At 47.8% G+C, this 13,058-nt stretch carries 10 protein-coding genes; 2 read left to right on the top strand and 8 right to left on the bottom strand.

The features are described from left to right. Positions 1-21: 21 nt before the first annotated feature. The gene (locus tag FMS18_RS15030; protein WP_163295494.1) at positions 22-288 is read right to left on the bottom strand and encodes a ribbon-helix-helix domain-containing protein; all 267 of its coding nucleotides are present in this window, start codon (positions 286-288) and stop codon (positions 22-24) included. A gap of 58 nt (positions 289-346) precedes the next feature. Next, on the bottom strand, positions 347-904 hold the full coding sequence (locus FMS18_RS15025; protein WP_163295493.1) for a DJ-1/PfpI family protein: 558 nt from the start codon (positions 902-904) through the stop codon (positions 347-349). A gap of 249 nt (positions 905-1,153) precedes the next feature. On the opposite strand from FMS18_RS15025, the gene FMS18_RS15020 reads away from it, so the two are divergent. Then, the gene (locus FMS18_RS15020; protein ID WP_163295492.1) at positions 1,154-1,924 is read left to right on the top strand and encodes an EF-hand domain-containing protein; all 771 of its coding nucleotides are present in this window, start codon (positions 1,154-1,156) and stop codon (positions 1,922-1,924) included. A gap of 248 nt (positions 1,925-2,172) precedes the next feature. Continuing rightward, positions 2,173-6,114 carry a hypothetical protein gene (locus tag FMS18_RS15015; protein ID WP_163295491.1) on the top strand — a complete coding sequence of 1,314 codons (3,942 nt, stop codon included), beginning with the start codon at positions 2,173-2,175 and terminating at the stop codon, positions 6,112-6,114. Between the two features lie 50 nt (positions 6,115-6,164). Here FMS18_RS15015 and FMS18_RS15010 read toward each other — a convergent pair whose 3' ends face one another. The 6 genes from FMS18_RS15010 to FMS18_RS14985 all read right to left on the bottom strand — a co-directional run bounded on the left by FMS18_RS15010 (position 6,165) and on the right by FMS18_RS14985 (position 13,007). Then, the gene (locus FMS18_RS15010) at positions 6,165-7,757 is read right to left on the bottom strand and encodes a 7TM diverse intracellular signaling domain-containing protein (RefSeq protein WP_368854175.1); all 1,593 of its coding nucleotides are present in this window, start codon (positions 7,755-7,757) and stop codon (positions 6,165-6,167) included. Positions 7,758-8,009: 252 nt separating this feature from the next. Further along, positions 8,010-8,516: a ferritin gene (locus tag FMS18_RS15005; RefSeq protein WP_163295489.1), complete on the bottom strand. Its 507-nt coding sequence runs from the start codon at positions 8,514-8,516 to the stop codon at positions 8,010-8,012. Between the two features lie 32 nt (positions 8,517-8,548). Next, the gene (gene cydB / locus FMS18_RS15000; protein ID WP_163295488.1) at positions 8,549-9,562 is read right to left on the bottom strand and encodes a cytochrome d ubiquinol oxidase subunit II; all 1,014 of its coding nucleotides are present in this window, start codon (positions 9,560-9,562) and stop codon (positions 8,549-8,551) included. Between the two features lie 25 nt (positions 9,563-9,587). Next, complete coding sequence (locus tag FMS18_RS14995) at positions 9,588-10,901, bottom strand: cytochrome ubiquinol oxidase subunit I (protein WP_163295550.1); 1,314 nt, start codon at positions 10,899-10,901, stop codon at positions 9,588-9,590. A gap of 28 nt (positions 10,902-10,929) precedes the next feature. Beyond that, on the bottom strand, positions 10,930-11,625 hold the full coding sequence (locus FMS18_RS14990; RefSeq protein WP_163295487.1) for a DVU0298 family protein: 696 nt from the start codon (positions 11,623-11,625) through the stop codon (positions 10,930-10,932). Positions 11,626-11,801: 176 nt separating this feature from the next. Next, entirely contained in the window at positions 11,802-13,007 is a 1,206-nt protein-coding gene (locus FMS18_RS14985) for an FprA family A-type flavoprotein (protein ID WP_163295486.1), read from the bottom strand. Between the last annotated feature and the right edge of the window lie 51 nt (positions 13,008-13,058).

The raw sequence follows: 13,058 nt of genomic DNA, 5'->3' as shown, positions 1-13,058 counted from the left end.
TTTCATTGTTATGAAGGGCTATTATGCAGCTTTGTTGACTAGATATGTTGTGCAAGCAACCCGTAGCAGGGACGCGAAGTTGGAGATCTCTCCGTTCAGGCTGTACGCTTCGTTGTGAAGTGATGAAATGAATTTACCGGTACTGGTTTCTTCTTCTACTGCAAGTTCATCTAATATATTCCAGAATCGTTGCTCCAGCCGAATGCTGGTCACTGCACCGTTAATTCTTATGGATTTGGTTACTTGTTCATATTCAGGCGGCGGGGTGGAAGCATATAATTCGCACATTGCTCTACCTCTTGTGTTCGTTTGCTCCCCCCTTTTGTGCATCGCTTGGATGAAGGGATTAACCGATCCGGTCAACCAGCAGGCGCAGCCATTTAGGGTGGGCCGGCCATGCGGGAGCGGTTATGAGATTGCCATCGCAAATGGCATCATCAAGTCCAATTTCAACATACTCCCCTCCGGCGAGACGCACTTCGGGAGCGCAGGCCGGGTAGGCGGATACTTTTTTACCTTTGAGTATTCCGGTTGCAACAAGGAGCTGTGGTCCGTGACAGACTGCTGCAATGGGGCGGTCGGAAAAATCTCGAACCATATCGAGCACTTTTTCGTTAAGGCGCAGGTATTCCGGAGCTCTGCCGCCGGGAATCACCAAAGCAGCATAATCCCCTGTATTCACGCTGTCAAAGTCGGCATTGAGAGTGAAGTTGTGTCCGGGCCGTTCAAGATAGGTCTGCTGGGCTTCAAAGTCATGCACTGCCGTGGCGACCTGTTCTCCGGCTTTCTTTTCCGGGCAGACAGCATCTACATTAAAGCCCATGGCTTGCAGGGCCTGAAAGGGAACCATCACTTCGTAGTCTTCCACAAAGTCGCCAACGATCATCAGAATTTTTTTAGCCATTGTCTGTCTCCTGTTTTGTTGTGTTGATTGGAGCAGATTAACAAACGACACAACGGAGGGGGTAGCATCCCTGTACTACAGGTTTCTAATGTATTGAGAAGGAAGTACTGACGTTGTTCCTGAAAAACTCTGCGATTGGTGCTGGTTATGGTTCTGAGTGCTGGAATGATAATTGCTTTAGTTTTCTTAATGTTTTCTGTCAGGCAATTATTACCGTCCGTTAAGTGCGGATTAACCAGGAGTATTTAGATGAGTATTTCAGGAATTGACGGTCCTGAAAGTTCGCAGCTGAGTGCGGGCTACGCTCCCGATGAATCAAGAATTTCAGAGCAAAGACAGCAGGGTGATTTTCTTGATTCCTTAATGATTTCCAAAGATAAGGATAGCAATGGCGTCCTTAGCTTTGATGAGTCAGGGCTGACCAAGGAGAAGTTCTCCAAGCTTGATGCTGATGGCAATGGTCAGGTTTCTCCTTCTGAAGTTCAGGCTGTTCTTGATAAGCTGCAAAAGGAAAAAGGTGAGCTTGGCAAGCTGGATGTCCAGATGCAGCAGGCGGAAGAAGTTGCCGCCAAGGCCCCTAATCCTGCAGCTCAGCAGATGGTCGGCTTTGAAGAGAGCGGTCTGGATGAAGATACATTCAACATGCTTGATTCAGACGGAGACGGGAAAGTCTCGCAGGCTGACATAGACTCTGTAGTAGGTGAAGAGCAACAGCCAGAGGAGCAGGGGGATGGAAGTTTATTCTCCGAGGCTTTGTCTGAGTTCGAAAAGAATTTTTTCCGCAAGGAAGAAGATGAAGAAGAAAAGGATCTGAATAAAGACGGAGTTGTTTCTGAGGAAGAAGAACTGCAGGCCGAAAAGCTGGCTGGGATCAACGCTGAAAAAACTGATGAATCTGAACAGAAAGAACAGCAGCAAGGTCCTTCTGCAAGACACATGGCGGGAATTCGTGCCTACCAGAATCAGGCTTCGGAATTTTTTGCTGCCGCCTCTCAATCTTCGGTAAAATTCCAATATTAAGCTGATTAATAATTCTTAATGATCTGATCCACAAAGCCCCTGAAGTTCTGCTTCAGGGGCTTTGTGCGTTTTTAGATAAGGTATTGATAAATAAGCCGTTTATTTGTTTTTTCACGGGAATTCACGTGGAAATCTTTTGACAAATTACAAGCCTGAAGGATTTGGTAAAATTGTAGTTTTAAGTGCGGAGGCTGTTTTCGAACAGGTCTGTTTACCAAAGTTTAAATTTGTCTGTCAGGAGTCCCGTTGTGAAAAAGCTGATTCTTTCCCTGATTTTTTTGGGGGTGATTTTGTGTCCCGCCTTTTGCCCTGCAGCCCCTTCGGTGGAATTGCTTAAAAAGATTACTGCCGCTGATCACGATCCGGGGTCGCTCAAAGCTAATGCCAACTATGGGCGTATGTCCGTTATTAGCAATGACACTCTTGTCGTTTCGGCTATAGGCGAAGATATTGCCGGGGAGACTGCCAGAGGTGCTGTTTATATTTATTACAAGGATTCCGGGGGAGCAGGTACTTGGGGATTTTTCAAGAAAATCACAGCTGCTGATCTCGGGATTACGGAAGCGAGTACCAATTTCGGCATGGCTATGGCTTTATCCGGTAACTATCTGATTATCTCCGCCATGGCTGAAGATTATGACGGCACCACCAATGCAGGAAGAGTTTATATTCTCGGCAGGAATAAGGGTGGTGACGATGAATGGGGACTTATGCAGGTTATCAATCCTGTGACTCCTGCCAGTTGGGGTCAGTTCGGGAACAGCGTTGCTGTTTGTGGAGATACAATAGTTATTGGCTGTAGATTATTGGAGGTTGCCACAATAGCGGATGTGGGAAGTGCCTATGTTTATGAGCCTGACCCGGATAATCCCGGACAATGGAAGCTCGACAAGACACTTGTTGCCCAAGATGAAAATGGGGTCGTAGAAAGGGAAGCTTCCTTGCAGTTCGGTTCTTCTGTTGACGTTTCGGGAGATTTGATTGCTGTCGGCGGCCGGGGCAAGGAAGCTGGCGGAAAGGTCGAGGCCGGGGCGGTTTATGTTTTTAGCAGGAATGTCGGTGCTGGCGGATGGGGGATTGTCAAGAAACTTACAGCTCGAAAGGATAATGGCGAATCTGATGTTCTGGCGGGAATGTATTTCGGGTACGATGTTGATTTTTCCGCTGATCTTCTCCTCGTAGGGGCAGCGCGTACGCCCGTAGGCAGTGATAACTATGTAGGGTCTGCCTATATCTTTTCCAAGGATAAGAACGGGGCTGATCAATGGGGCATAGTAAAGAAACTGACCGCAGTGCGCGGGGACGGAACTCAGTATACTTATGAAGGTTCCTTTTTTGGTAAGGAATTGTCTATTTCCGGAGATCTGGCCTTAGTGGCTTCAGATCGCGGAGCATACCTGTTCTCAAAAAGTCAATCCGATGTCGGCTCTTGGGGAATTGTAAAAATTATAAACGATAGCGAGACTGAGCCGGATTCCAAGCTGGCTACAGCTGTATCCATCCACGGAGATTACAGTGTCGTCAGCACAAAATCCAAAACAGAAGAGACTTTCAATAATGCCGGAGCGGCATATATTTTTAAAGCTTCCAACATAGTCAGCCCTGACAGCTGCACTGACAAAACAGTCAGCCCTACAGCAACACAGCCTTCAGGTACCAGTGCGACCGTGACTTCGGTTGCAAAACAAGTGAAGACAACAGCAGAGGTCAAAAAAGAGCACCAGACCCCGGGTATGAATTCCATGCTCGGTGCTAATGTCTATGAATTTACCGCCACCGTTACTGCCGGGAAAGTAGCCTACTTTTGTTTTAACAGTTCCAGTCTCGGTGAGCGCGCAGCAGGGGATGTTTCCCTCTTCAAGCTCTTCCCGGATAAGGAATCCAAGAGCTTTACCTACAGTTCCGGTAAGAATCCTTCGGAAGAAGGTTACTTCTGGATAACCGATGAAGGCAACAGCGGGCAGTATATCGACCCGAAGATGATTCTTGAGGGCGCGCGGACTTACACGGTTAACTACTCCGTAAAAGATAACGGTGACTACGATCTCGATGATACCCCGGGGGTGATTAACGACCCGGTCGTTCCGGGGACTTCCGGTGGATCGGGCGGTACCGGGTGTGTGCTGAATCCGCAGGCGGGATTCTCTGTGGAGCTTTGCATGCTGTTTGTGGTCGGTTTGCTGGGGATCATTGTACGTGGAGTAGGCAGAAAACGTGCCCTAAAAGAGATGGCTTTTTCTTTGTTGCTTTTAGGATTGATCGCAAGTCCTGTCGTTTCTGTGGCTTCTCCCCCGGTAGAGTTGATTCAAAAAATACAATCTAATTCAGCTTTGGCGGCTGATTCTCAGTTTGGGGAAAGGATTGCAATTAATAATGATACGTTAGCAATCTGCGCTCCATTTGAGGATTCAGGAGCTGTCCCAAGAGCCGGAGCCGTATACCTTTATTTAAAGGATAGAGGCGGAACGGGAAAATGGGGATTCCTGAAGAGAATTGTTTTAGCTTCGGAAGAGAGTAATCCTTGGGAGATGTCTTTGGGCAGTGCTGTTGCTATATCAAATAATTATTTGGTCATAACTGCTAAGGGACTTAACTCTGATTTGGATAGGCGTGCTGGGGCCGCGTATGTATTTGGGAGGAATATTGGGGGCAATAATAATTGGGGATTTGTTCAGAAGATTGTTCCACAGTTATCGGAGCATGGTGGAGAATTCGGTAACAGTGTAGTCCTTTGTGACGATCTTATGGTTATAGGTCAAAGCAGTCATGATTATGCAGGACGTGAAAATTCGGGAAGAGCTGAGGTCTATTTACCTGATCAGGAGAATCAAGGGCAATGGAAGCATCATCAAACATTAATGCCGCAGAATGAGGATGGCCTCTTGGAGGCTCAGGACAGCCTGAGGTTTGCAGAATCATTAGCTATAGTCGATAGGAAAATTATCGTAGGTGCCTCAGGTAAAAGAATAGGCTGGGAGAAGATAAGGGCCGGATGTGTATATATTTACTCCAGAGATGCAGAGATAGACAAGGATTGGAAAACAGAAAGAAAGATTCATGCTCAAAATGACGACGGTAGTAGTGATACTACGAAAAATTTACGCTTCGGTTATAGTCTTTCTACTTCAGGAGATCTGCTTTTGGTTGGCTCTCGAGGTTATACAGTTGAGGGTGCTGCCTATGTTTATTCCAAAGATAAAGGAGGGGCGGATCAATGGGGAATAGTGAAAAAGTTTAAGCCCGTGTTGAATGATGGAACTCTTTATTCCTATGCAGATGACGAATTTGGTCACGATGTTTCTCTTTCAGGAGATCTTGCTCTTATTGGATCAGGTAATGGAGCTTATCTGTTTTCCAAAAGTCAATCTGATATAGGTACTTGGGGTATAGTCAAAAGGATTTCAGATGTAGAGACCGAGCCGGGATCTAAAGTTGATTGCGCTGTAGCCATTCAAGGAGATTATTGTGTTGCAGGGGGAGATTTAGCTGTCCCCGATTTTTTGAAGTATGGAAGACATAGAGCTGCATACCTTTTTAAAACGAGCAATATTAGCGGTCCTGATATATGCGCAGACAAAACTGTAAGCCCTGTTACAACACAGCCCACAGGCACCAGAGCAATCGTGACTTCGGTAACTAAAAAGGTGAAGACCGCAGCGGAAATCAAGGATGAGCACCAGACACCGGGCATGAACTCTATGCTCGGGGCAAATGTCTATGAATTTACAGCCTCAGTAACAGCCGGGAAAGTCGCGTATTTCTGTTTCAACAGCTCAAGCCTTGGTGAGCGCAAGGCTGAAGAAGTCGCTCTTTTCAAACTTTTTCCCAATAAAGAATCCAAGAGCTTTACCTACAGCTCCGGCAAGAATCCTTCTGAAGAAGGTTATTTCTGGATCACCGATGAAGGCAACAGCGGGCAGTATATTGACCCGAAGACGATCCTCGTGGGCGCGCGGACTTACACAATTAATTATTCAGTGAAAGATAACGGCGACTACGATCTTGATGACACACCCGGTGTGATTCTTGATCCTGTGGTTCCCGGAACGGTTTCATCTGGTGGATCAAGCGGATCTTCCGGTGGCAGTACCGGATGTGTAATGAACCCACAGGGTGGAATGTCTATGGAGCTTTGCGGATTGTTTTTCGTCGCTTTGTTGGGGATTTGTGTTCGCAGGATAAGCGGATGAAATAGTTAATTTAAGGATTGTGATTAGATGTCGTGATCGGAAATTTTCGGTCACGACATCTTTTTTAGCTGATTGAGATTTTTTTCAAGCTGGGCGGTTGATTCAGCCTTCTGCGAACAATTGCTGATGACGAATTCCGCAGTAGCATAGATGTTTTTCAAGCGCGGGCGTTCGGGCAGGGTCTCTATGCTCAGATAGCGGTCAAGGGTCTGGGTCCGGGCGTATCCGTCTTTCTCAAAGTAGATATTCCAGATTCCTGACTCCGAAGCCAGATCGGCTTTGCTTTTGCCTGTACATTTTTCCCAGCATTCAAGGGATTCATTCATTAGCCGGACAGCCAGATCACGCTTGTCCGGCTTTTTTTCTTCCGTTTTTCGGGCAAGCACATTGGTCAGCTCGCGGTTGACGGCGATGGTTTCTTTCTCCAGCGAGTCGAGCTTTCTGGAAAGGTGTTGCTGGACCATTTTATGATTCTGTTCTTTTTTCTTGTGAACCTCCAATTCTTCGCTGACCAGTTCATAGCGGGACAAGGTCTCTGCAAAGCGGGCCGACATGAGCAGGGAATATGAGAGGATGAAGATAAAAGTGCCGTAGGGCGTGAAGTCAGCCGATCCGAAAATATTCAGGTCAAAGAGGATTTCATCGAATTCTGCCAAAAAAAGAGCCAGATATCCCGGAGCGAGATAGATTGCCCCTTTTCTTTTTCTGCGCAGGTCATTCAGGAAAGATGCAATCAGGTAAATGTACGCCGTCCGGGTAATCAGGAAGTAGGCGAAAGCAGCTGCGGAATATGCCCCCGGCGGGGTGATGAGAGTGTAAACACAATAGATTCCGCCGATTGATGAGTACAACCAGCAGATTTGTTTTCCGTATTTCTGGGGGAAAATTGAGTTATAAAAGACCAGCAAAAGGGGAATGGCCAGCCCGGTGGGCAGCAGACATATTTTTATATACCAGCTCCAGTCTAAGGATAGAATCTCTTCGGCCAGAAAGCCTGAGGGCGGATTAAAAATCGTGGCAATGCACCAGACAAAGCAGAATCCGCCGAAGTAAAGATTTTCCCGGCTGGCCCTACGCATGCTGAAAATTACAAGATGGAAAATGCCCATGATCAGCAATGCGCCGCCGATAATGGCTCCTGAAATGCGCCGGTAATTGATCAGGTCTTCAATCTGTTCATGGCTGCCGAAAAGTATGCTGGAATTGATGCCACCTTCCTTGTTGTGAAAGTTTGATACTTCAATGGCGATATCTACAATTCCGTTGTCGTGAGCAAATGACGGGGTGATAAGATGTTTTTCGGGTTTTTCAGATTGGACATCAGAACCGACTGTCCCGGATGAACCGACCTGTTTTCCGTTTACCAGCACATTGCACACCGAAAGTACCCCTGAAATATAGAACGAATCTGCAATTGATTCAGGGCTAAGTTTTAATTTCAGGCGGTATAGAGCTTTTCCTTTGCTGTGGACAGGGCTGCCCTGTGTTGTTTCGCCTTTCCATAAAGAGGGGATGGAGAAAAAATCTTTTGGAGATGCGTTCTTGTAATCAGATTCGCCAGTAATAAATTCCCATTCCCCGTCAAGTGCGGCAGGCCCTTGTTTCTCGAAATTCCATTCGCTGAGATCAAGACAGCCACTCACTGCTTTAGTTTCGCTCTCGCCCGTTGTCTGGACGCACGCGCTTACCATGAACAATAGGGTAAGGAGCAGTATCTTTATATATGTGGACTTGTGTTCTTGCATTATGCGTGAGGATTGTATGTTTATTAGCGCGTGTATATTGGCTGATTTTTCCAACAAAATAAATGAGAATGATTAAAGGCATAAAAAAACGGCCTTACCCTCAAATTGAATCGGGGGTAAGGCCGTTTAGAGTCTGTGCAGAAACAGGGATTACTCAGCGGGTGCGTTAAATACGCGGGTGCTAAGTTCCTTATCAAGGATGAACATGCCGTTGCCTTCTCCGTTGAGCAGGCGTAGCTTGTTCAGTACTGCGTTCACGCTGTCTTCTTCTTCAACCTGCTCGGTTACGAACCATTGCAGGAAGATGTTGGTAGCGTGATCTCTTTCGTCGATTGCGAGGTTTACGAGATTGTTGATCAGTGAAGTAACATGCTTCTCGTGCTCAAGCACAGCCTCAATGCATGCCAGCGGGGAATCCCATTCGGTTTTGGGAGCTTCGATGGCAGTGAGGAGTACACGGCCGCCGCGTTCATTGATGTAATCGTAGAACTTCATGGCGTGGAATTGCTCTTCCTTGGCCTGTACCCGCATCCAAGTGGCAAAGCCGTCCAGTCCGATGTCGCTGAAGTAGGCGGACATGGAAAGGTAAAGGTATGCAGAGTACATTTCAGCGTTGAGCTGTTCGTTAAGTGCTTTTTCAAGAACCTTGTTAGACATTTCAGTTGTTCTCCGTAATTGGATTCAGTTTGCTAGTAGCCCAGATCTTCGTCGGTGATCTTGGTTGCAAATACTTTATGCATCCAGAACTGGTAACCGATGACGATGGGGACCATGATAAGTGCAACCGTCAGCATGATCTTCAGGGTCAGCTGACTTGATGCAGCATTCTGGATGGTGATGGAATATGCCGGATTGATGCTGGAAGGCAGCAGGGCCGGGAATAGTCCAATTATACCGAACATGGTGGTGGATACAATAAGGACAGCAGAGCAGGCCCATGCTTTCCACCACTTGCGTGCTGCGATAAGGGTGCGAACCTTGACGATTGCAAAGATCGGGATCAACAGGATCAGCATCAGGGCCGGGTAGGCCAAGTAATTGCTGAGCAGCTGAGTGTATACCCCGGTAAGGGCCAGGAAGGCAATATAAACTGCCGCCAGAATCGGCCAGATGGTTGCAGCAAGGTTGCCGGCACGTTCATTGAGTTCACCTTCAGTACGCACTGCAAGCCAGAGGCAACCGTGCTGGGCGAAAAGCAGAACAAAAAGAATACCGCCGCCGAGACCGTAAGGGTTGAGCAGGGTAAACAGGTTGCCCTGAAATACGCCGTTTTCATCGATGGGGATACCCATGAAGATGTTGGCAAAGGCAACGCCGAGGAGCAGTCCGGGCAGGAAGCTGCTTACAACCATGGCTTTATCCCATAATTTGCGGGACCATTCGCTTTCAACCAGTCCTCTGAATTCAAAGGATACACCGCGGATGATCAGGGCGATGAGCAGCAGCATGAGTGCGGTATAAAGACCGCTGAACATTACCGCATATGCCTTGGGGAATGCGGCAAAAGTTACACCACCGGCGGTGATGAGCCATACTTCGTTACCGTCCCAGAAGGGGCCTATGGATTTATAAATTGCTTTTCTGTCTTTTTCGTCCTTGGCCAGAAAGGGCATCATGGACCCCAGACCCAGATCATACCCGTCGAGCATGAAATAGATGGCCCAGAGTAAGCCCCATAACAAGAACCATATGGTTTCTAACATAGTAATCTCCTTGTCTTACAGCTTCTTAAGGCTTGGTGGGTTCAGGGCCTCTGCGGGCAAATCTCGCCAGGAGATATATCTCACACGCTCCCAGAAGAGTGTACAGAGAGGTCAGGGCGATAAAAGAAAATGCTACCTGACTTGTGGCAATGGGCGAAACCGCATCGCTGGTCTTCATTATGCCGTAGACGATCCATGGCTGGCGACCTACTTCTGCAACTGCCCAGCCGGCCCAGATGGCGATGTATGGCAGAGGAATTGCGTAAAGCATGAGGCGCAGGTAAAGCTTATTTTCAAGCAGGTCTTTGCGTTTCATCCAGCCCCAGATGCACAGCAGCGGGAAGAGGGTTCCCAGTCCGACCATGATGCGGAAGGCAAGGAAAGTAATTGTCACAGGAGGACGGTCTTCCTTGGGCCATTCTTTGAGGCCCTTTACCGGAGCATCAAAATCGTTGAAAGCAAGGAAGCTGAGTGCGCCGGGCAGTCCGAGGAATTCAATGGAGTTTTTCTCATTCTTTTCGTCGGGCATTGCCAACAGGTACATGGGAGCGCCGTCTTCATGGGTATCCCAGAGGGCTTCCATGGCAGCGAGCTTTTCAGGCTGCATCTTGGCTACAGTCTGGGCATGGTGGTGACCCTGCGCAGCAACAAGAATGGAAAAGATGAATGCTACGATCAAGCCCATTTTGAAAGACTTGCTGAAGAATTCAACTTCGTTTTTACGCAGCAGGTGATAGGCACTGATACCCATGACAAAGAAGCTGGCAACCATGAAAGCGGCAAAGCCGTTGTGCAGGAACTGGCCCCATGCAAAGGGGTTGGTGATAACTTCTGTGAAGTTGTCCAGTTCCGCGCGGCCGTTTCTGATTACGTAGCCTACAGGATTTTGCATCCAGCCGTTGGCAAGGATAATCCAGATCGCGGAAATATTGGAAGCGATCGCAACAATCCAGATACAGGCTGCGTGCATTTTGGGGGAAAGTTTTTTCCAGCCGAAAATCCAGGCAGCGAGAAATGTTGATTCCATAAAGAAGGCCACTGTGGCTTCAATCGCCAGCAGCGAACCGAAAATATCACCCACGTATTCGGAATAGCGGGACCAGTTGGTACCGAACTGGAATTCAAGTGTGATTCCGGTCACGATTCCGAGAACAAAGTTAATGACGAACAGCTTTCCCCAGAATTTGGTCATGCGCAGGTAAATGTCTTTTTTAGTGCGCACATACATGGTTTCCATAATGGCAACCATGACGGAAAGCCCCAGTGTGAGCGGTACGAAAATGAAGTGGAACATTGTTGCCATGGCAAATTGCAGCCTTGACAGCATCAGAACATCCATCATCCCTCTCCTTGTTCAAGTTGTTGATTTAAACGGAAATTCTTTCCAGAGCTTCCTGTGCCAGCCTTCCCACCGTTACAGACTGCAATAACGAGTCTTTATAAATTTCTATAACAGTATCATTATCCGCCAAAGCTTCAAGCTTTTTAACGGACTTGGCCGCTTTCAAGCCACCCAGAGCCCAACAGGCGGTTCCCTGTATGACCGGGTCAGGGTAGGAAAGAAAACGGATCATATCATCCGTAGCCTGCGCCGCAATCTGCGGGCGGTCCTGCGCCATGCGGGCAACTCCCCAGACCGCACCCCGGAGCAGGGTGGGGAATTCAAGGTAGTTTTCCGGGCCTTCTTCGTCCTCATGGCTGTAGCTAAGCAGAATTTTTCCATATTCGGCACCCATAAGGTCGTTTACAGCAGAGATTTCTCCCATGGCTTCGGGAACACCCCAGGCACACCCTCCTGATTCTTCATTGAGCATCCACATGATTCTGCGCATGACAACGCGAGCTTTGGCTGTGTCTTCCTCCACCATACGGGAGATGACCTTGCCGAAACAGGTTACACCGTGCCAGCGGACCATTACCGTGGTCGCACAAAGGGATGCGAAAAGCGGGGCCACAAGGTTTTGCATGGAATATTTTTCCATTAATTCTTCAAACCTGTTTTCCCAGTTCTCATCAGCCAGTACGGCCATGACTTCTTTTTTGATCCTACGTCCGACAGCCATTTGCGATCCTCCTTGATAAGGGTGACGCTAAAAAAAACTATTATCGATAATATTGTAACAGCTTCCTATTTTTACATTTTCAACTTCTTGATAACATAAAATGAAAGGCTTTGTGAATTAGTTTTTATTTAAACACGATAATCCCCGGACAGACAAAGGCCTGTCCGGGGATATAATTATTTAGCGGTCTTTGCCTTGATAGCAGCGGCAATGGTAACGCCGAGCTGGAAACACTCTTTGAGGGTGTCGTGGTTAGGACGGTTTTTGGCCTTGATCTGGGGTTCGATGATATCGCAGCCCATTTTTTCAAGCCATTCATTGAGGATTTTTACACACTCACCGGACCAGCCGAAAGAACCTACTGCGGCACCAATTTTACCTTGAGGGCGCAGACCCTTAACGTAGGTCAGGGCGTCGGCCATACCGGGCAGAATGCCGTTATTGTGGGTCGGGGAGCCGATGACAACAGCGGCGGAGTCGAAAACTTCGCTCATGATGTCACTGTGGTGGTTGGCCTTAACGGACATAACTTTAACAGAGATGCCTTCGGACACCAGGCCGGAAGCAACTGCACTGATCATGCGTTCGGTGGAGCTCCACATGGTATCGTAAAACAGGGTTGCCTTGTTCTTGGGTTCCTGTTTTGCGAATTCCATGTATTTTTCAAGGGCGAATGCGCAGTCATCACCACGGAACATGAGGCCATGGTCCGGGCAGATCATGTCCACATCAAGGTTAAGGCCTGCAAAAGTCTCGAGGGTTTTGATAACCTTGGAAGAGTAAGGGGTGATGATGTTGGCGTAGTACTGCTGCATGTGATCAGCAACCATTTCTTTGCTCATTTCATCAACCCAGCGTTCACTGGCGGCAATGTTCTGACCGAATGCGTCACTGGTGAAGAGCAGTTTGTCTTCGGGGCAATAGGTGAACATGTTGTCGGGCCAGTGCAGCATGCGGGTTTCGTAAAAGCGCAGGGTGCGTTTACCGATGGAAACTTCTTCACCGGGCTTTACTACGTGTACGGGCCAGTCCTTGCTGTCAAAGAAAGTGGCAATGTTTTTGCCGCCCATGACGGAAACAAAGATTTTCTCGGGTTTGCAAAGTTCAACCATTTTTTCGAGACAACCGGCGTGGTCTGGTTCGAGATGGTTGACCACGATGTAATCAATTTCTTCAGGCTTGGTCAGGTGGGCAAGAGAGCAGAGAAACTGACTCTCAGATCCTTTGGAAACAGTATCTACCAGCACTTTCTTTTCATCTTCAATGTAGAAAGCGTTGTAGGTGGTTCCGTTAGCGGAACGGGCATAGCCGTGAAAGTTACGGCAGTTCCAATCCACTACTCCGATCCAATGTACGCCTTCTTTAATTTCAACAGGTCTCACTTGAATATTCCTAATATAATTTGTTGATTTATTTATGCGCAGAAAGCCGGG

The sequence above is a fragment of the Desulfovibrio sp. JC022 genome, from assembly GCF_010470665.1.
In the GTDB taxonomy this organism is placed as follows: Bacteria; Desulfobacterota; Desulfovibrionia; order Desulfovibrionales; family Desulfovibrionaceae; genus Maridesulfovibrio.
Note: the sequence above shows the minus strand (reverse complement) of the source record. Positions and strands in the feature narration are given on the sequence as shown.

Coding starts and splice junctions, on each gene's coding strand:
- FMS18_RS15030 (WP_163295494.1), bottom strand. CDS start 288: ATGTGCGAATTATATGCTTCCACCCCGCCGCCTGAATATGAACAAGTA.
- FMS18_RS15020 (WP_163295492.1), top strand. CDS start 1,154: ATGAGTATTTCAGGAATTGACGGTCCTGAAAGTTCGCAGCTGAGTGCG.
- FMS18_RS14995 (WP_163295550.1), bottom strand. CDS start 10,901: ATGGATGTTCTGATGCTGTCAAGGCTGCAATTTGCCATGGCAACAATG.
- cydB (WP_163295488.1), bottom strand. CDS start 9,562: ATGTTAGAAACCATATGGTTCTTGTTATGGGGCTTACTCTGGGCCATC.
- FMS18_RS15025 (WP_163295493.1), bottom strand. CDS start 904: ATGGCTAAAAAAATTCTGATGATCGTTGGCGACTTTGTGGAAGACTAC.
- FMS18_RS14990 (WP_163295487.1), bottom strand. CDS start 11,625: ATGGCTGTCGGACGTAGGATCAAAAAAGAAGTCATGGCCGTACTGGCT.
- FMS18_RS15005 (WP_163295489.1), bottom strand. CDS start 8,516: ATGTCTAACAAGGTTCTTGAAAAAGCACTTAACGAACAGCTCAACGCT.